17 protein-coding genes are annotated in these 18,250 nt (G+C 72.8%); 13 read left to right on the top strand and 4 right to left on the bottom strand.

Going from position 1 to position 18,250, the window contains the following annotated elements; genetic code table 11:
• Positions 1-93: 93 nt before the first annotated feature.
• The 3 genes from N8J89_RS04270 to N8J89_RS04280 are packed head-to-tail and all read right to left on the bottom strand — an operon-like array spanning position 94 to position 4,350.
• Positions 94-1,758: a phospho-sugar mutase gene (locus tag N8J89_RS04270; protein WP_283663049.1), complete on the bottom strand. Its 1,665-nt coding sequence runs from the start codon at positions 1,756-1,758 to the stop codon at positions 94-96.
• A complete protein-coding gene (locus tag N8J89_RS04275; protein WP_283666093.1) occupies positions 1,755-2,546 on the bottom strand; it encodes a purine-nucleoside phosphorylase in 792 nt (263 codons plus the stop codon). The genes N8J89_RS04270 and N8J89_RS04275 overlap by 4 nt, the downstream gene beginning before the upstream one ends.
• Before the next feature lie 49 nt (positions 2,547-2,595).
• Positions 2,596-4,350 carry a serine/threonine-protein kinase gene (locus N8J89_RS04280; RefSeq protein ID WP_283663050.1) on the bottom strand — a complete coding sequence of 585 codons (1,755 nt, stop codon included), beginning with the start codon at positions 4,348-4,350 and terminating at the stop codon, positions 2,596-2,598.
• Between the two features lie 75 nt (positions 4,351-4,425).
• Between N8J89_RS04280 and xylB the strand changes: the two genes are divergently transcribed.
• The 7 genes from xylB to N8J89_RS04315 all read left to right on the top strand — a co-directional run bounded on the left by xylB (position 4,426) and on the right by N8J89_RS04315 (position 12,609).
• Positions 4,426-5,826 (top strand): xylulokinase, encoded by a 1,401-nt coding sequence (gene xylB, locus N8J89_RS04285; RefSeq protein ID WP_283663051.1) that lies wholly within the window; start codon positions 4,426-4,428, stop codon positions 5,824-5,826.
• A 173-nt stretch (positions 5,827-5,999) separates the two neighbouring features.
• Entirely contained in the window at positions 6,000-7,250 is a 1,251-nt protein-coding gene (locus N8J89_RS04290; protein WP_283663052.1) for an ROK family transcriptional regulator, read from the top strand.
• A 2-nt stretch (positions 7,251-7,252) separates the two neighbouring features.
• Positions 7,253-8,416: a xylose isomerase gene (gene xylA / locus N8J89_RS04295; RefSeq protein ID WP_283663053.1), complete on the top strand. Its 1,164-nt coding sequence runs from the start codon at positions 7,253-7,255 to the stop codon at positions 8,414-8,416.
• A gap of 107 nt (positions 8,417-8,523) precedes the next feature.
• A complete protein-coding gene (locus tag N8J89_RS04300) occupies positions 8,524-8,826 on the top strand; it encodes a hypothetical protein (protein WP_283663054.1) in 303 nt (100 codons plus the stop codon).
• Positions 8,827-9,049: 223 nt separating this feature from the next.
• The gene (locus N8J89_RS04305) at positions 9,050-10,270 is read left to right on the top strand and encodes a M20 family metallopeptidase (RefSeq protein ID WP_283663055.1); all 1,221 of its coding nucleotides are present in this window, start codon (positions 9,050-9,052) and stop codon (positions 10,268-10,270) included.
• A gap of 53 nt (positions 10,271-10,323) precedes the next feature.
• On the top strand, positions 10,324-11,553 hold the full coding sequence (locus N8J89_RS04310; protein WP_283666094.1) for a M20 family metallopeptidase: 1,230 nt from the start codon (positions 10,324-10,326) through the stop codon (positions 11,551-11,553).
• 156 nt (positions 11,554-11,709) lie between these two features.
• Positions 11,710-12,609 carry a hypothetical protein gene (locus N8J89_RS04315; protein WP_283663056.1) on the top strand — a complete coding sequence of 300 codons (900 nt, stop codon included), beginning with the start codon at positions 11,710-11,712 and terminating at the stop codon, positions 12,607-12,609.
• 73 nt (positions 12,610-12,682) lie between these two features.
• Here the strand turns inward: N8J89_RS04315 and N8J89_RS04320 are convergent, their stop codons facing one another.
• Positions 12,683-13,141: a gamma-glutamylcyclotransferase family protein gene (locus tag N8J89_RS04320; RefSeq protein WP_283663057.1), complete on the bottom strand. Its 459-nt coding sequence runs from the start codon at positions 13,139-13,141 to the stop codon at positions 12,683-12,685.
• A 135-nt stretch (positions 13,142-13,276) separates the two neighbouring features.
• Between N8J89_RS04320 and N8J89_RS04325 the strand changes: the two genes are divergently transcribed.
• From N8J89_RS04325 to N8J89_RS04350, 6 genes are all read left to right on the top strand, one after another.
• Positions 13,277-14,680 carry an NAD(P)H-quinone dehydrogenase gene (locus tag N8J89_RS04325; protein WP_283663058.1) on the top strand — a complete coding sequence of 468 codons (1,404 nt, stop codon included), beginning with the start codon at positions 13,277-13,279 and terminating at the stop codon, positions 14,678-14,680.
• Positions 14,681-14,780: 100 nt separating this feature from the next.
• Positions 14,781-15,482: a hypothetical protein gene (locus tag N8J89_RS04330; protein ID WP_283663059.1), complete on the top strand. Its 702-nt coding sequence runs from the start codon at positions 14,781-14,783 to the stop codon at positions 15,480-15,482.
• Complete coding sequence (locus N8J89_RS04335) at positions 15,479-16,195, top strand: hypothetical protein (RefSeq protein WP_283663060.1); 717 nt, start codon at positions 15,479-15,481, stop codon at positions 16,193-16,195. The genes N8J89_RS04330 and N8J89_RS04335 overlap by 4 nt, the downstream gene beginning before the upstream one ends.
• Positions 16,192-16,794 (top strand): class F sortase, encoded by a 603-nt coding sequence (locus tag N8J89_RS04340; protein ID WP_283663061.1) that lies wholly within the window; start codon positions 16,192-16,194, stop codon positions 16,792-16,794. The genes N8J89_RS04335 and N8J89_RS04340 overlap by 4 nt, the downstream gene beginning before the upstream one ends.
• Positions 16,795-16,971: 177 nt before the next feature.
• Positions 16,972-17,589, top strand: a complete 618-nt coding sequence (locus tag N8J89_RS04345) for a GVDTG sorting domain-containing protein (RefSeq protein WP_283663062.1) — start codon at positions 16,972-16,974, stop codon at positions 17,587-17,589.
• Between the two features lie 61 nt (positions 17,590-17,650).
• A complete protein-coding gene (locus N8J89_RS04350) occupies positions 17,651-18,208 on the top strand; it encodes a class F sortase (protein WP_283663063.1) in 558 nt (185 codons plus the stop codon).
• Positions 18,209-18,250 lie beyond the last annotated feature (42 nt).

The following is an 18,250-nucleotide window of genomic DNA, read 5'->3' on the forward strand; positions in this document are numbered from 1 at the left end:
AGAACGGCCAACACCCGGTACAACTTCGGCCAACACGCCAGGGCTTGGAAACGCAGCCGGTGTGTTGGCCGAAGTTGGACGGTGTGTTGGCCGCTATGGAGCGGTCAGCAGGGTCGTGATGGCCTCGCGGAGCTTGGCCAGGCGGGCCTTGCCCTCGGTGCGGGCCTGGGGCAGCGCGGCGTGGTCGGCCACCGGCGTGACCACCTCCAGGTAGGCCTTCACCTTGGGCTCGGTGCCGGAGGGGCGGATGAGCACCCGCACGCCCTCGGCGCGCAGCACCAGCACGTCCGCCTTGGGCAGCAGGTCGGCCTGGGTGACCGGGGTGCCGCCCAGCTCGGTGATCGGCGTGTCCCGGAAGCGGCGCATGGTGGCGCCGATCAGGGCCAGGTCGGCCACCCGCAGCGAGACCTGGTCGGTCAGGTGCAGGCCGTGCGCGACCGCCAGGTCGTCCAGCGCGTCCAGCAGGCCGCGGCCGGCCGCCTTGAGCGTGGCGGCCAGGTCGCAGGCGAGCACCGCGGCGCTGATGCCGTCCTTGTCCCGCACGTAGTCCGGGTCCACGCAGTGGCCCAGCGCCTCCTCGTAGGCGTAGACCAGGCCGGTGCCGTTGCCATCGCCGGCGCGCACCAGCCACTTGAAGCCGGTGAGCGTCTCGTCGTAGCGCGCGCCGTGCGCCTTGGCCACCGAGCGCAGCAGCTCAGAGGACACGATCGTGGTGGCCACCAACGGATCCGGGTGCGCCTCTTTGTCCAATGTGGACAGAACATGTGCGCCGAGCAGCACGCCGGTCTCGTCCCCGCGCAGCATCCGCCAGCCGTCCGGGCCGCGCACGCCCAGCGCGCAGCGGTCCGCGTCCGGGTCCAGCGCGACCGCCAGGTCAGCGTCCACAGTGGACGCCAGCGCGAGCAGCTCGTCGGTGGCGCCAGGCTCCTCCGGGTTGGGGAAGGTGACCGTCGGGAAGTCCGGGTCCGGGCTGGCCTGCGACTCGACCAGGTGCAGGTCGGTGAAACCGGCCCGCCGCAACACTTCCAGCAGCGTCTCCGAGCCGACCCCGTGCAGCGCGGTGACCGCCACCCGCAGCTCCCGCGCCTGACCCTTGGGCAGGCCGGCCGCGCGGTCGGCGTAGGTCTCGATCAGGTCCTCGCCCACCGGTTGCCAGGCCGCGACCCTGGGCACCGACACCGCGGCGGGCACCTTGGTGATGGCGGCCTCGATCTCCCGGTCGGCGGGCGGCACGATCTGCGTGCCCGAGTCCAGGTAGACCTTGTAGCCGTTGTCGGCCGACGGGTTGTGCGAGGCGGTCACCTGCACCCCGGCCACCGCGCCGATCGCGCGCACCGCGAAGGCCAGCACCGGCGTGGGCAGCGGCCTGGGCAGCACCCGCACGTCGAACCCGGCGCCGGTGAGCACCTCGGCCACGTCCGCGCAGAAGTTCTCCGAGCCGTGCCGCGCGTCCCGCCCGACCACCACCAGCCCGCCGGCGCGACCCTGCGCGCGCAGGTACTCGGCCAGGCCCGCGGTGGTGCGCACCACCACCGAGCGGTTCATCCCGTTCGGCCCGGCGCGCAGCGGACCGCGCAGCCCGGCGGTGCCGAACTGCAGCGGCCCGGCCATCCGGTCGGCCAGCTCGGCCACCGCGGCCTCGTCCCCGGCCAGCGCCGAGGCGAGCACCTTCTGCAGCTCCAGCCGGGCATCGGGGTCGACGTCGTCGGCGATCCAGCGGAACGCGGCGTCCCGCAGCTCCGTGCCCAGCTTGGTCATGCGCGCTCCACCAGCTTCCGCAGCAGCTCGCCCATCGAGGTCGCGGCGGCCTTGCCCGCCTCCAGGACCTCCTCGTGGTTGAGCGGCTCGCCGGTGATGCCCGCGGCCAGGTTGGTCACCAGGGACAGCCCGAACACCTCGGCGCCCGCGGCCCTGGCCGCGATGGCCTCCAGCACGGTGGACATGCCGACCAGGTCCGCGCCCATCGTGCGCAGCATCCGGATCTCGGCCGGGGTCTCGAAGTGCGGGCCCGGCAGCCCGGCGTAGACGCCCTCCTCCAGCGAGGGGTCGATCTCCTTGGCCAGCCCGCGCAGCCGCGGCGAGTACAGGTCGGTCAGGTCCACGAACCTGGCGCCCACCAGCGGCGAGGCCGCGGTCAGGTTCAGGTGGTCGCTGATCAGCACCGGCTGCCCGACCTGCATGCCCTGCCGCAGGCCACCGGCGGCGTTGGTCAGCACCACCGTGGTGCACCCGGCCGCGGTGGCCACCCGCACGCCGTGCACGGTCTGCGGGATGCCCTTGCCCTCGTAGTAGTGGGTGCGGCCGAGCAGCACCAGCACGTTCTTCCCGCCCACCCGGATCGAGCGCGCGGTGCCGCCGTGGCCGACCACGTTGGGCGCCACGAAGCCGGGCAGCTCGCCGATCGGCACCTCGGCGACCAGCTCGCCGAGCACGTCGGCGGCGGGCCGCCAGCCGGAGCCCAGCACCAGGGCGAGGTCGTGCGTGGCCACCCCGGTGCGGGCGGCGAGCTCCGCGGCGGCGGCCGCGGCAGCGGCGTCGGGATCCACCGACGGGCTGACGTTCAGTGAAGTGCTTGTCTCGGTCACACCCAGGACCCTAGCCAGCGGGCACGAAGCTGGCAGCCATCGGCCCGAACAGCTCCTTCTGCCCGGTGTCCTCGGACTCCGTCGGCACTGTGACCTGCACCACCCACAGGTCCCGGTCCTTGGTCGGCAGCAGCAGCACGTAGCTGGAGCGGCGGACCAGGTCGCCCTCGCCGCCGCCGCTGGGCTTCGGCGTGGTGACGAACGGGCCGGGGTCGGCGATCCGGTAGAGCAGCTCGCGGGAGGCCTCCGGCGCGCCCTCGCTCTTCGCGCCGACCTGGTCGCGCTTGGTCTCGAAGGTGCCCTGCGAGCTGACCGCGCTGGTGCGCAGGTTGTTGAGGTAGTTCTCCAGCCGGGACTGCGGGTAGTAGTTCGGGAACCGCTCGACCACCAGCTCCTGGCGGCCGTCGGCGGAGACGAAGTGCACCGCCATGGAGTCCGGCGAGCTGGCCCGGAACTCCTTGAACGTGGTCCAGTCCTGCGGCACGTTCACGGTGAACCCGCCGTCGGTGCCGTTGACCGCCAGGCTGGCCCGCTCGGTCCTCGGCTGTAGCTCGCGCACCGGGGAGAGCAGCTGCTGCCGCGTCCCGGTGGTGGGCTCCGTGGCCGGCACCACCGGCTGGCCGCCGATCACCCTGGCCAGCGCGAACCCGCCGCCGGTGGCCGCGGTGAACAGCACCAGGGCCAGCGCGGCCAGCAGCGCCCGCGCCACCGGGCCCCGGCGCTTGGGCTCCGGCGTCGCGGTCAGGAACGGCAGCGGGCCGGGGTCGCTGGCCAGCAGCGCGGGCAGCACCCCGGAGGCGGGGTTCGGGGTGCGCGGCTGCGCCAGCAGCTCCCCGGACTCCGGCGTGATCTCCTTGGGCCGCACGTCGAAGAGCCGCTCGCCCGGCTCGGGCAGCAGCGGGTGCAGCAGCCTGCGCACCTCGGCCAGCGACATCCGGGCGCCGGGTTCCTTGGTCATCAGCCCGGCGATCACCGGGTGCAGCGGGTGCTCGGCGTCGACCTGCGGGACCTCGCCGTGCACCACCTCGGTGACCGTGTCCAGCGGGTCGCCGTCGGCGTCGTAGGGCGGACGGGCCTCCAGCCCGGCGAACAGCGTCGCGCCCAGCCCCCACAGGTCGGCCGAGGGGGTGGCCGGGTCGCCGGAGGCCACCTCGGGCGAGATGAACGCCGGCGTGCCGAGCATGATCCCGGTGCTGGTCAGCGTGTGGTCGCTGACGCTGCGCGCGATGCCGAAGTCGGTGAGCTTGATCTGCCCGTCCACGCCGACCAGCACGTTGCCCGGCTTGACGTCCCGGTGCGTCACCCCGGCCCGGTGCGCGGCCTCCAGCGCGGCGGCCACCGCGTCGCCGATGGCCGCGGCCTGCGCGGTGGACAGCGGGCCCTGGTCGCGGACCAGCTCGGCCAGGCTGAGCGAGGACAGCAGCTCCATCACCACGAACGGCTCGCCGTCCTGGCGGACCACGTCGTAGAGGGTGATCACGTTGGGGTGGGAGAGCACCGCGATGGCCCGCGCCTCGCGCAGGGTGCGCTCGCGCAGCGCGTCCGCCTCGGCCACCGGGATGCCCGGCGGCAGCCGGACCTCCTTCACCGCCACCCGGCGGCCCAGCATCTCGTCGTAGGCCGACCACACCGTGCCCATCGCACCCCGGCCGAGCAGTCCGTCCAGCCGGTAGCGCTCGGCGATCCGGCGGGCGGCGGGCTGTTCGTCCGCGACCGGGTCCGCGCTCGGCCCGGGCTGGTCGGAGGGGGTGTCAGCGGGTGGCACGAGGTCCATTCTGCACATCCGGCCGCACGGTTGGACGCTGGCGCGCGCTCCGGCGGCAGCGCATGATCCCGCGCTATGGCATTCACTGTCGGCATCGACTCCTCGACCCAGTCCACCAAGGCCCTCGTCGTCGAGGCGGAAACCGGCCGCGTGGTCGCGGAAGGCAGGGCCGCGCACCCGGACGCCACCGAGGTGGACCCCGCGGTGTGGCTGGCCGCCTGCCGGGACGCGCTGGCCGAGGCCACCGCCGGGCTGCCGGGACCGGTCACCGCGCTGTCGGTCGGCGGCCAGCAGCACGGCCTGGTCACCGTGGACGCCGAGGGCGCCCCCGTGCGGCCCGCGCTGCTGTGGAACGACCTGCGCTCGGCGGGCGAGGCGGCCGAGCTGGTCCGCGAGCTGGGCGGGCCGGGGGAGTGGGCCCGCCGGACCGGCTCGGTGCCCGGCGCCAGCTTCACCGTGACCAAGCTGGCCTGGCTGGCCAGGCACGAACCGGCCAACGCGGACCGGGTGGCCGGGGTGCTGCTGCCGCACGACTGGCTCACCCACCAGCTGGCCGAACCCGGCCATGCGCCCGCGACCGACCGCGGCGACGCCTCCGGCACCGGCTACTTCGACCCGGCCACCGGCGACTGGCTGCCCGACCTGCTCACCGCCGCCTTCGGCCGGGTCCCCGAGCTGCCCACGGTGCTCGGTCCGGCCGGGTCCGCGGGCCGGACGCCGGCGGGCTGGCTGCTCGGGGCGGGCACCGGGGACAACATGGCGGCCGCGCTCGGCCTGGGCACGGGGCCGGGCGACGTGATCGTCTCGCTGGGCACCTCGGGCACCGTGTTCGCCGTCGCCGAGCACCCGACCGCCGACCCCACCGGCGCGGTGGCCGGGTTCTGCGACGCCACCGGGCGCTACCTGCCGCTGGTCTGCACGCTCAACGCGGCCAGGGTGCTCACCGCCACCGCCCAGCTGCTCGGCGTCGAGCTGGCCGAGCTGGACCGGCTCGCGCTGGCCGCCGCGCCCGGCGCGGGCGGGCTGGTGCTGCTGCCCTACCTGGACGGCGAGCGCACGCCCGACCTGCCAGCGGCCAGCGGCACGCTCACCGGGATGCGCCGGGCCAACATGACCCCGGAGAACCTGGCCAGGGCCGCGGTCGAGGGCATGCTGTGCGGCCTGGCCGACGGGTTGTCCGCGCTGCGCGCGCAGGGGGTCGAGGTGCGCAGGGTGCTGCTGGTCGGCGGCGCGGCCCGCTCGGCCGCGGTGCGCGCGGTCGCGCCCGGCCTGTTCGCCGCGCCGGTGGAGGCGCCGGAGCCGGCCGAGTACGTGGCGCTGGGCGCGGCCCGGCAGGCCGCCTGGGCGGTGAGCGGGTCCGCTGAGCCGCCGTCCTGGACGGTGCGCGCGGAGCCTTGTCCGTCAGCGAACCTTGACGCGTATGCCGAGGTCCGAGCGGCTTACTCAGCCGCCCGGGGTCAGGTACACGATTACTGATGCGCTGAACGGGTGATCCACTCTTCGGTGGGATGACGTGCGGCCGTTCAGCCGATAGGCACTCAGGGCGGGGTCAGGTTGACCCGAAGTCGTCGAGGTCTTAGTTTGGCTGAGCAACAAACGAATCGAGGTGCAGGGTGCAGGGTCCGGACCGTCCCGCTGACCATGCCGGGTTGCGCAAGGCGAACCTGGCCCTGGTGCTCCGGGCGCTGCGTGCGGACGGGCCGCAGTCCCGCGCCCGGCTGGCCCGGATGACCGGCCTCAACAAGGCGACCATGTCCAGCCTGGTGGCCGAGCTGGAACAGCGCAGGCTGGTCCGGCTCGGCGCGGTGGTCGGCGGCGCGATCGGGCGGCCCGGCCAGCTGGTCGAGCTGCGCCCGCGCACCGTGTGCGGCATCGGCCTGGAAGCCAACGTGGACTACGCCGCGGTCGCCGTGCTCGACCTGGCCGGCGAGCTGGTGCTGCACCGCAGGCTGCCCACCGATGTCACCGCGCTCGGCGCCGAGGAGGCGGTGGACCTGCTCGCCGGGCTGGCCGCCGAGGCCCGCCGCACCGTGGAGGCCATGGGCGGCTGGGTCGCCGGGGTCACCGCCGCGGTGCCCGGCCTGGTCGACGTGGACAGCGGCGTGGTCCGGCTGGCGCCCAACCTGCGCTGGCGGGACGCGGCCGTGGTGGCGCGGCTCAGCGCCCGGCTGGACCTGCCGGCCGGCCGGATCGCGGTGGACAACGACGCCAACCTCTCCGCGGTCGCCGAGCACGTGGCCGGGGTGGCCGCGGGCGCGACCGACCTGCTCTACCTGACCGGTGAGGTCGGCGTCGGCGGCGGCGTGATCGCCGACGGGCGGCTGCTGCGCGGCGCCACCGGGTTCACCGGCGAGGTCGGCCACATGCCGATGGACCCCGGCGGCGCGGCCTGCGGCTGCGGGCGCACCGGCTGCTGGGAGACCCAGGTCGGCCTGGCCGCGCTGCTGCGCTCGGTGGCCGAGGAGGGCGACCCGGTCCGCGATCCCTCGCTGGACCTGGAGAAGCGGCTGGCCACCATCGCCGGCCGGGCCAGGGACGGCGAGGCGCGCACGCTGGCCGCGCTGGAGCGCATCGGCGCCGCGCTCGGCGTCGGCGCGTCCATCCTGGTCAACATCCTCAACCCGGCCGCGGTGGTGCTCGGCGGTTACTTCGCGGTGCTCGCCGACTGGCTGATCGCCCCCGCCGAGCGCGAGCTGGCCGGCCGGGTGGTCGCCATCGGCGCGGAGCAGCCCGTCTGCTCCCTGCTGCCCTCGGACCTGGGCTTCACCGCGGCCGTGCGTGGCGGCGCGTACGCGGCCATGGAGCACGTGCTGACCGACCCGACGCTGGCCCCAGTGCCCGCGCCGGGCAACCGATGGGAACTCGTCCCCGCTCAGTCCACTGTGGACAGCCGGAGGTAGTCGTGAGTCTTGACCCTTACCAGCCGCGGCCGGAACACCGCTTCAGCTTCGGGCTGTGGACGGTGGGCTGGCGGGGCAACGACCCCTTCGGCGAGCCCACGCGTCCCGCGCTGGAGCCCGAGCACGCGCTGGGCAAGCTGGCCGAGCTGGGCGCCTGGGGCGTGACCCTGCACGACGACGACCTGATCCCCTTCGGCGCCGACGACACCAGCAGGGGCCTGCTGCTGGACCGCTTCCGCAAGGCGCTGGCCGACACCGGCCTCACCGTGCCGATGCTGACCACCAACCTGTTCACCCACCCGGTGTTCAAGGACGGCGCGTTCACCGCCAACGACCGCGACGTGCGCCGGTTCGCGCTGCGCAAGACCCTGCGCAACATCGACCTGGCCGCCGAGCTGGGCGCGGGCGTGTACGTGCTGTGGGGCGGCCGCGAGGGCGCGGAGACCCCGGTGGCCAAGGACGCCAGGGTCGCGCTGGACCGCTACGCCGAGGCGATCGACCTGCTCTGCGCCTACGTGCGCGAGCAGGGCTACAACATCCGCTTCGCGCTGGAGCCCAAGCCCAACGAGCCGCGCGGGGACATCCTGCTGCCCACCATCGGGCACGCGCTGGCCTTCATCGAGCGGCTGGCCCATCCCGAGCTGGTCGGGGTGAACCCGGAGGTCGGGCACGAGCAGATGGCGGGGCTGTCCGTGCCGCACGGGGTGGCCCAGGCGCTGTGGGCGGACAAGCTGTTCCACATCGACCTCAACGGGCAGACCGGGCCGCGCTACGACCAGGACCTGCGCTTCGGCAACGGCGACGTCAAGGCCGCCTTCCACCTGGTCGACCTGCTGGAGCGGGCCGGGTACGACGGTCCCCGGCACTTCGACTTCAAGCCGGCCCGCACCGAGGACGAGGACGGCGTGTGGGCCGCCGCGGCCGCCTGCATGCGCAACTACCTGATCTTCGCCGAACGGGCCAAGGCCTTCCACGCCGATCCCGAGGTGGCCGCGGCCAAGGAAGCGTCCAGGGTGGCCGCGCTGGCCGTGCCGACCCTGCTGCCGGGGGAGAGCCTGGCCGACCTGCGCGCCGAGTCCTTCGACCCGGAGGCCGCCGCGACCAGGGGGATGGGCTACGAGCGACTCGATCAGCTGGGTCTTGATCACCTTTTCGGGGTGCGCTGATCTCACGATGCGCCACCAAGCCCCCCGGGCGGGGTGACCTTCCGGGGGGTGACAGGGCATGCTCTGTCTCGACGATGCACAGAGGGTGCATGCTCGAGGAGGAGGCGATGATGCGAGGTCGGGCCAACGCGGTGGTAGCTGCCCTGCTGGGTGGGCTCACCCTGCTGGCCACGCCGACCGCGGCCGCGGCGATCGAGCCCACCGCCGTGGTCCGGGTGCTCGCCGAGCAGACCAGCACGCGCAAGCCGACTCCGGCCCCGACGCAGACCACCGCCCCCGCGCCGGTCACCCCGGAGCAGAAGGCGGAGAACGAGCGCAGGGTGACCATCGCGGTCATCGCGGTGCTGCTGCTGGCGATCGTCTTCTTCGGGCGGAAGTTCCGCAAGAAGTGGAGCAAGAGCGCGGGGTGACCCGTGCTGGCCTGCTATTTTGGCCAGCCGGAAGAAAAGTTCTCCGGATAGAAACCCCTTCGATCACATTGACGTGCGCGGGGGTTCACGTTCCGATGGACACGTTGGGGGTACAGCCAGACCGAAGGGCACGACTCCGCTCGGCGCAGCGAACCAACCGTCAAGCGGTTCGCAGACGATCTTTGGATCTTGGCCGGAACGGGTAGTGCAGGATTGGATGCAAATGAGTACCGACACCAAAGTTCAGTGCCGCTCCACGGTCGAGCGGTACTCGGACGCGCTGGTCGGGCTCTCCCGGAGCATCCACGCCGAACCCGAGCTGGCCTTCGCTGAGCACCGCAGCGCCGAGAAGGTGGCCACCCTGCTGGCCGCGGAGGGTTTCGCGGTCGAACGGGGCACCTCGGGCCTGGACACCGCGCTCACCGCGACCTACGGCTCCGGTGACCTGGTGGTCGGGCTGTGCGCGGAGTACGACGCGCTGCCCGAGGTCGGGCATGCCTGCGGGCACAACGTGATCGCCGCCTCCTCGGTCGGCGCCGCGCTCGCCCTGCGCGAGGTGGCCGACCGGCTCGGCATCACGGTCAAGCTGTTCGGCACCCCCGCCGAGGAGGCCGGTGGCGGCAAGGTGCTGATGCTGGAGCGCGGCGCCTTCGACGGCGTCTCGCTGGCCATGATGGTGCACCCGGCCCCGCACGAGACCTGCGCCTGCTCCTCGCTGGCCATCACCGACCTGGAAGTGGCCTACACCGGCCGCGCCTCGCACGCCGCGGCCGCGCCGCACCTCGGGGTGAACGCCGCGGACGCGCTGACCGTGGCCCAGGTCTCCATCGGCCTGCTGCGCCAGCACCTGGAGCACGGGCAGATGGTGCACGGCATCGTCACACACGGCGGCGCCGCGCCCAACATCGTGCCCGCGCGCACCGCCGGGCTGTTCTACCTGCGAGCCGAGAACCTCGACTCGCTGACCCACCTGGACGAGCGGATCCGCCGCTGCTTCGAGGCAGGCGCGGTGGCCACCGGCTGCGAGTACGAGATCACCCAGGTGTCCCCGAACTACGCCGAGCTGGCCCCAGACCCGTGGCTGGCCATGGCGTACCGCGCTGCCGTGACGGAGCTCGGCCGGGAGCCGCTGAGCCCGGCCGAAGAGGCGAACCGCCAGACCGGCAGCACTGACATGGGCAACATCACCCACGCGTTGCCCGCCATCCACCCCACGATCGCCATCGACTGTGGCAACTCGGTGAACCACCAACCGGAGTTCGCGGCCGCCTGCGCCTCGCCCTCCGCGGACAGGGCGGTGCTGGACGGCGCGGTCGCGCTGGCCTGGACCGCGGTGGTCGCCGCCTCGGATGATGCCCAGCGAGCCCGGCTGCTCGCGGACACCGCTGATCGTGTGAACAGCCGCGTTGCCGTGCCAGCCACGGCAGGAGGTTTTGAGGCGTGACTGTCCTGGATTCCCGACCCGGCCCGCCGTTCGGACCGGAGTCCCGCGGACCCATCGACGTGCTGAGCCCCGGCTCCGGCCGCACCATGTCCACTGTGGCTGATCTTGGTGCCGGGCGGGGACCGTCCTGGCTGGACAAGTGGCTCGGCGAGAACCTCAGCCGGGTGGTGGCCTGGCGCCGGCACATCCACGCCAACCCCGAGCTGTCCCGCAACGAGCACAACACCACCAAGTTCCTCTTCCGCGAGCTGGCGGCCGCCGGCCTGCGGCCCAGGGTGCTGCCCGGCGGCACCGGCCTGATCTGCGAGGTGGGCAGCGGGTCCCGCTGCGTCGCGCTGCGCGCCGACATCGACGCGCTGCCGCTGACCGAGGACACCGGCCTGCCCTTCGCCTCCACCGTGGACGGCGTCTCGCACGCCTGCGGGCACGACGCGCACACCACCGTGCTGCTCGGCACCGCACTGGCCCTGGCCTCGGCGGACTCGCTGCCCGGCCGGGTCCGGCTGATCTTCCAGCCGGCCGAGGAGGTCATGCCGGGCGGCGCGCTGGACGTGCTGGCCGCCGGTGGCCTCGACGGCGTGGAGCGGATCTTCGGCCTGCACTGCGCGCCCCGGCTCCAGGTGGGCAAGCTGGGCACCCGGATCGGCGCGATCACCTCCGCCAGCGACCTGCTGGAGGTCCGGCTGACCTCGCCGGGCGGCCACACCTCCCGCCCGCACCTGACCGCCGACCTGGTGCACGGCCTCGGCACGCTGATCACCCGCCTGCCCGAGCTGCTCACCCGCCGGGTCGACCCGCGCTCGGGCACCGTGCTGGTCTGGGGCGCCGTGCACGCGGGCGACGCCGCCAACGCCATCCCGCAGGACGGCCTGCTCCGCGGCACCCTGCGCACCGGCGACCGGGACACCTGGGCCGAGCTGGAACCGGTGGTCCGCGAGCTGATCGGCGCGCTGCTGGTGCCACTGGGCATCGGCTTCGACCTGCTGCACCGCCGCGGCGTCCCGCCGGTGGTCAACGACCGGGAGAGCACCCGCCTGCTGCGCACCGCCACCCAGACCGCGCTGGGCGAGGACGCCATCACCGGCACCGAGCAGTCCTCCGGCGGCGAGGACTTCGCCTGGTACCTGGAACACGTGCCTGGCTCCTTCGCCCGCCTGGGCGTCTGGTCCGGCCAGGGACCGCAGAAGGACCTGCACCAACCCACCTTCGATCTGGACGAGCGCGCCCTGCCGGTCGGCATCCGCATCATGACCCAGGCCGCCCTCGACGCCCTCCAAGCCTGACCCAGCCACGTGTTGGCCGATCTCGTACGGTGAGTTGGCCGATCTCGTACGGGGTCTTGGCCGTTGTGGCACGGAGTTGTCCACAACTGGACGGTTATCCACAGCTGGTCGATCGACGCCTGGCCCGCGCCCCGGGGCAGCGTCGATCGTCATGCCATGCCCGCGACCACCCCGCTCCCCGTCCCCTGCACCCGTGACCAGGCCGTCGCCGCCCTCGGTGAACGCGGCCTGCGCACCGCGCTGAACTCCGGTTGGTTGACCCGGATCTGGCGGAACCTGTTCGTGCCCGTCAACCGCGCTCACGACCCCAGGACCAGGGCGCGGGCCGCCCTGCTGCTGGCCGGCCCGGAGGCCGCGCTGAGTGGGCCGACCGCCGCCGAGGTGTACGGGTGGACCCCGCTGGCCAGCTCGGATGTGCACATCACGGTGCCGTACTCGCGTTGGGCCAAGAACAGGCCGGGGCTGGTCGTGCACCACGACCGGTTCACCCCGGAGGACGTCGTCGTGCTGGACGACCTGCGGGTGCTCGCCCCGGAGTACGTGCTCGCCGAGCTGCTGTGCGGCCGGGCGCACCGGGCTGGGTTCGCCTGCACGGACCAGGCGTTCCGGTCGCTACCGCCGGAACTCCAGGAGCAGCTCCGGCAGGAGATGGACACCCGGCTGAGGGCCAGGGACGATCACCGCGGGGTAGGGCGGGCCCTCGTGCTGCTCGACCTGGCCACCGGGTTGCCGGAGTCACCGGCGGAGAGTTCGATGCTGCTGACCCTCGTGCTCGACGGCCGGTTCCCGATTCCGGAGCTCCAGCACGAGATCCTGGACTTGGACGGCCGGGTGGTGTGCAGGCTGGACTTCGCCTGGCCACGGCACCGGGTCGCGCTGGAGTACGACGGGTTCGAGGCACACGAGAACCGGGCGGAGCAGGACGCCGAGCGGGACGAGCGGATGGCCGGACGTGGCTGGCTCACGGTGCGGGCCGGCGCGCGGGACCTCCGGTCGCCGGAGGCGCTGTTCGGGCGACTCCGGGCGGCCTTCGAGAGCAGGGAACGACCGACGTGATGTCCACAACGGCCAAGACCCGGTACGAGATCGGCCAACTCACCGTACGAGAACGGCCAACACTCGGGTGGGGTTAGGCGTTGGGGCCTATGCCGTTGCAGGGGCGGGTGCGGAGGTCGTTGACGTAGTCGGCTGGGGCGCCCGCGGCTTCGGCGGCGTCGGCGACCACGCCCACGTAGCGGGCCGAGGGGAGGCCGCCCTCGTAGGCGTCCAGGACGTAGAGCCAGGCCAGGACCGAGCCCTCCAGGGTCTGCACGCGGAGGCGGATCTTCTTGTAGAGGCCCAGCTCGGCGCCTTCCCAGCGGTCGAGGCGGTCCTCGTCCAAGGAGTTGACGTCGTAGAGGACCACGAAGACCTGGCTGCCGGGGTCTTCGACGATGGTGGAGAGCGCGCCCTCCCAGCCGAGGTCCTCGCCTCCGAAGGTCATTCGCCAGCCGACGAGCCACCCCGTACCGGCCATCGGCGAGTGCGGAGCACGCTCCGTCATCTGGTCCGGATCCATGTTGGACCCGTAAGCGGCATAGAGCGGCACGGCCCTAGCCTAGCGACCCGTTCGCGGCATCGGGACGCGCCGTGCGCACAGCCTCCGAACTGACCCCGGACGGGTAGCGCGTACGGTTGGACCCGCCGACAAACCTGACCGCACCACCCACCACAGGAGGACCCCGTGACCCGCATCGTGATCATGGGAGGCGGGCCGGCCGGATACGAAGCCGCGCTGGTCGGCGCCCAGCACGGAGCCGACGTCACCCTGGTGGAGAGCGACGGCCTCGGCGGCGCCTGCGTGCTGTACGACTGCGTGCCCTCCAAGACTTTCATCGCCTCGGCAGGCGCCCGCTCCGCCTTCCGCAACGCGCCCGAGCTGGGCATCAGCACCGGGGACGGGCCGATCGGCGTCGAGCTGCCGGTGGTGCACGGGCGGGTCAAGGGGCTGGCGCTGGCGCAGTCGGCGGACATCAGGGCGCGGGTGCAGCGCGAGGGTGTGCGGATCATGAACGGGCACGCCAGGCTGTGCGACGACGCGCCGGGCCTGGCCCAGCACCGGGTGGCGGTGCGCGGCGCGGACGGCTCGGTGGAGAAGCTGGCCGCCGACGTGGTGCTGATCGCCACCGGCGCGAACCCGCGCATCCTGCCCGGCGCGCAGCCCGACGGCGAGCGCATCCTGACCTGGCGGCAGATCTACGACCTGCCCGAGCTGCCCGAGCACCTGGTGGTGATCGGCTCCGGCGTCACCGGGGCCGAGTTCGCCTCTGCCTACACCGAGATGGGCGTCAAGGTCACCGTGGTCTCCAGCCGGGACCGCATCCTGCCGCACGAGGACGCCGACGCGGCCGCGGTGCTGGAGGACGTGTTCACCGAGCGGGGCACCGCGCTGTTCAAGCACGCGCGGGCGGACAAGGTCGAGCGGACCAGTGGCGGGGTCAAGGTCTTCCTGGCCGACGGGCGGACCGTGGAGGCCAGCCACGCGCTGATGACCGTCGGCTCGATCCCGAACACCGCCGACATCGGCCTGGACCGGGTCGGCATCGAGCCGGGGCCCGGCGGGTTCGTGCCGGTCGACCGGGTCTCCCGGACCACCGTGCCCGGCATCTACGCCGCCGGTGACTGCACCGGCCTGCTGATGCTCGCCTCGGTCGCGGCCATGCAGGGCCGGATCGCGATGTGGCACGCGCTCGGCCAGGGCGTGCAGCCGATCAAGCTCAAGACGGTGGCCGCCAACGTCTTCACCCACCCGGAGATCGCCACCGTCGGCATCAGCCAGCAGGCCATCGACTCCGGCGAGGTGCCTGCCCGCACGATCATGCTGCCGCTGGCCACCAACGCGCGGGCCAAGATGGAGGGGCTGCGCCGCGGTTTCGTGAAGCTGTTCTGCCGCCCGGCCACCGGCGTGGTGATCGGCGGCGTGGTGGTCGCCCCGGTGGCCAGCGAGCTGATCACGCCGATCGCGCTGGCCGTGCAGAACCAGCTGACCGTGGAACACCTGGCCTACACCTTCTCGGTCTACCCCTCGCTGTCCGGTTCGATCACCGAGGCCGGGCGCAAGCTGATGCGCCACGACGACCTGGACTAGAGAACCGCTCGACCTCAGGTCTCGACCTGGTCACCGCGGACAACGAAGCCGGGCGCTCGCGCGTGTTCCCCATGACAGTCGCTGAATGGGGAGGCACGACATGCGAGCTGTGAGAGTGGTGGGACTCGTTGCCACGGCGGTGGCGCTGACCGCGGGGATGGCTGTTTCGCCGGCGTCCGCGCAGGCCGAGGAGCGGATCAGCAACACCAACTACGTGGAGCCCGGGGGCGTGGCGGAACTCCAGGGCTCCTGCTCGAACCCGGAGAAGGGCGCTTCGGTCAGCTCGCCGGCGTTCGCAGCGCCGGCGAAGATGTCCCCGCGGCCGCCGAGCGCCCACCTGATGACCGGCAAGGCTCAGGTGCGCGAGGACGCGCTGCCCGGCAGCTACGAGTTGGTGCTGACCTGCGACAAGGAGCGCTTCCGCGGGACGATGCGGGTGTACGGGTACGCGAAGCCCGCGTTGGTGCTCTCGCCGCCCAGCGGCAGCCCGGGGGCCACGGTCAAGCTGCTGGCGCTCTGCACCATCGAGAACAAGATGTCCAACCCCACCTCGGCCGCCTTGGACGGCAAGATCACCTGGAAGCGGATTGGGCCTTCCCGGTACGAGGCCGTCGCCAAGGTGGCTGATGTGGCGCCCGGCAAGTACCCGGTGGAGTACAACTGCCACACCACGGTCAAGGTCAGCGCGGTCTTCACCGTGCGGCCCAAGGGCAAGCCGGCCCCGCCGCCGCCCGCACCCGGGCAGGGGCAGGTCAAGGACAAGCCCAAGGGCGGCGCGGAGACCGGTGGAGGGATGTCATGAGGGCGCGAACGCTGGGGGTGCTCGCGGCCGCCGCGGTGCTCACCGGGCTGACCGCGGCACCGGCCGGGGCGGCCACCGAGCCGGAGCTGCACCTGCCGGTCATCCGTTCCGGTGTGGAGCACGCCGGTCTGAACGTGGTGTGCCCTGACCAGGACTGGCAACTGGTGAAGTCCTCGCTGTTCACCGCGCCGGTCACGCTGAAGTCCTACCCCGGCTCGCCGACCTGGGGCTACGGCACCGGCTACCTGGTCAAGGACCTCAAGGCCGGGTCCAAGCACACCGTCAGCTACGGCTGCGGCCCGGTCACCCGCACCACCCAGGTGACCGTGCAGCCGCCGGAGACCATCGGCGAGGTGGGGCTGAAGCTCGACCCCAGCTCGGGCAGGCCGGGGGACGCGGTGAAGCTGGTGCGGCGCTGCGACAAGCGGAACAAGCCCAACACCGAGCCGGTCTCCGCGGCGCTGGACTCGGTCTGGTACCAGGGCGGCAACCCGCAGGACTCCAACTTCTCGGCCAAGGTCAAGGCGGACGTCAAGCCCGGCCGCTACCCGGTGACCATCAGGTGCGGCGCGGTGAGCAAGAGCGTGTTCTTCACCGTTCTGGGCTCGCCGGGCCACCAGCAGCCACCGCCGCCGCCACCGGCGACCGGTGGCGGGCAGGTCAAGGTGAAGCCGGTCGGCGGCGTGGAGACCGGCGGGGGTGACCTGGGGTGAGCAGGGTCGGTGTGGCCGGTCTGCTGCTGGCCGCGGTGTTCGCGCTGACCGGTTGTGGCGCCGCCCCGCCTGCCGCGCCACCGGCCGCACCGGCCGGCAGCAGCGCGGAGACCACGTCCGCCGCACCGGCTGAGGTGGCCGCGCTGGGCAGGTCCACGCCCGCCAAGGTGCGGGTGCCCAAGATCGGCGCGGAGTCCAGCCTGGTGGCGCTGGGGCTGAACAAGGACCAGACCATCCAGGTCCCGCCGGTCAGCCAGCCGATGCAGGCCGGCTGGTACGACGGCGCGCCCACGCCGGGGGAGAAGGGGCCGGCGATCGTGCTCGGTCATGTGGACGGGGCCGGGAAACCCGGCATCTTCTACAAGCTGCGCGAGGTCGCCGTCGGCGATGAGGTGCTGGTGGACCGGGAGGACGGGAAAACCGTCCGGTTCGTCGTGCACGAGACGCAGCAGGTCGCGAAGAAGGATTTTCCGACTGAACGCGTATACGGCGACACGGAACGTCCGGAACTGCGCCTGATCACTTGCGGGGGCATTTTCGACAAGGGCGCGCGCAGTTATCAGGACAACATCATCGTGTATGCAACCATGGTCGAGTAGTCCGCGTAGGACGTTCGATCAACGCCGAGGTTGCCTCGCTCCGCGAAGTATGGCCGTCTGGCCAAAGGTCTCTGACCAGGGAGGATTCAGGCAACCCAACGGCGCTCCTGGCGTCTTCAGGTGTGAAGGCGGGTGCAGTGGCCCGCACTGGAGATGTCGGGGAATGAGGTAGGAACAATGGGTATTGGTCGCATTCTCGCCGCTGGGTCCGCACTGGGTGCGACCGGCGTGCTCATCGCCGCGCCGATCGCGCTGGCGGCGGCTCCCAGCATTACCGTGGCCAAGTCGGAGAGCGCCCCGGGCAGCCGGGTGGAGATCACCACTGAATGCGCGGTCGACTCCGGGTTCCGCGAGCCGGGCTCCTCGGCGCTCGACGGGGTGAAGCGGGTCAGCTACGACGAGAAGACCCAGACCGCCAAGTGGGCGGCCGTGGTGAAGAAGGACGCCAAGCCCGGCGCCTACGAGATCACCTTCACCTGCCAGGACAAGCCGCAGACCGCCAAGTTCGCGGTCGCGGCCGGTGCGGGGGAGACCACCAAGCCGAGCCCGACCCAGTCCCGGCCGACTGAGTCCACCCGGCCCAAGCCCAGCGCCACCAAGCCCAGCGAGGCCAAGCCGAGCGCCACCACCGCCACCTCGGCCAAGACGCCCAAGGGTGCGCCGGAGACCGGTGGCGGCGGCACCTCCGACGAGGGCAACGGCCTGGCGCTGGCCGGTGGCGCGGTCGCGCTGGCCGCCGGTGCGGGCTTCGGCGTGTGGGCGCTGCGGCGGCGTCGTGCCTCCGCGCAGGGCTGACCGGAGGGGCGGCCGTGTCCTCGCCGGGATCCTGTCCGTACTGCTGCTCGCCACTGGGGCGGTGCTCCTCAGCGGCGGCGCACGGGACCTGTGGGGCCAGGTGTTCGCCGCGGCAGCCCACGACCAGGGCGGCACACCGGTCGCCGGTGCGCAGGGCAAGCCCATGCGCAAGTCCGACCCGGTCTCGGTGGAGATCCCCAAGATCGGGGCGAGGTCCACGCTGACCAAGCTCGGGCTCAACAAGGACGGCACCGTGCAGGTGCCGCCGGTGAGCCAGCCGATGCAGGCCGGGTGGTACTCGAAGGGCCCGACGCCGGGCGAGAAGGGCCCCGCGGTGCTCCTCGGGCACATCGACGGGGCGAAGCAGCCGGGCATCTTCTACCGGCTGCGCGAGCTCAAGCCCGGCGACGAGGTCCTCATCAGACGGGCCGACGGCAGCACCGCGAAGTTCGTGGTCCAGCGCTCGGCGCAGGTGCCCAAGACGGACTTCCCCACCGAGGAGGTCTACGGCAACACCGACCAGCCGGAGCTGCGGCTGATCACCTGCGGCGGCAGCTTCGACCGGGCCGCCGGCAGCTACCGCGACAACACCATCGTCTACGCCACACTCGTGGCCTGAGCAGCGAAAACGGGGCGCGCCGCGCGGGCACGCCCCGTTCTT

It is taken from the genome of Crossiella sp. CA-258035 (assembly GCF_030064675.1).
In the GTDB taxonomy this organism is placed as follows: domain Bacteria; phylum Actinomycetota; class Actinomycetes; order Mycobacteriales; family Pseudonocardiaceae; genus Crossiella.

Coding starts and splice junctions, on each gene's coding strand:
- N8J89_RS04270 (WP_283663049.1), bottom strand. CDS start 1,758: ATGACCAAGCTGGGCACGGAGCTGCGGGACGCCGCGTTCCGCTGGATC.
- xylB (WP_283663051.1), top strand. CDS start 4,426: ATGGCATTCACTGTCGGCATCGACTCCTCGACCCAGTCCACCAAGGCC.
- N8J89_RS04300 (WP_283663054.1), top strand. CDS start 8,524: ATGATGCGAGGTCGGGCCAACGCGGTGGTAGCTGCCCTGCTGGGTGGG.
- N8J89_RS04305 (WP_283663055.1), top strand. CDS start 9,050: ATGAGTACCGACACCAAAGTTCAGTGCCGCTCCACGGTCGAGCGGTAC.
- N8J89_RS04315 (WP_283663056.1), top strand. CDS start 11,710: ATGCCCGCGACCACCCCGCTCCCCGTCCCCTGCACCCGTGACCAGGCC.
- N8J89_RS04330 (WP_283663059.1), top strand. CDS start 14,781: ATGCGAGCTGTGAGAGTGGTGGGACTCGTTGCCACGGCGGTGGCGCTG.
- N8J89_RS04335 (WP_283663060.1), top strand. CDS start 15,479: ATGAGGGCGCGAACGCTGGGGGTGCTCGCGGCCGCCGCGGTGCTCACC.
- N8J89_RS04345 (WP_283663062.1), top strand. CDS start 16,972: ATGGGTATTGGTCGCATTCTCGCCGCTGGGTCCGCACTGGGTGCGACC.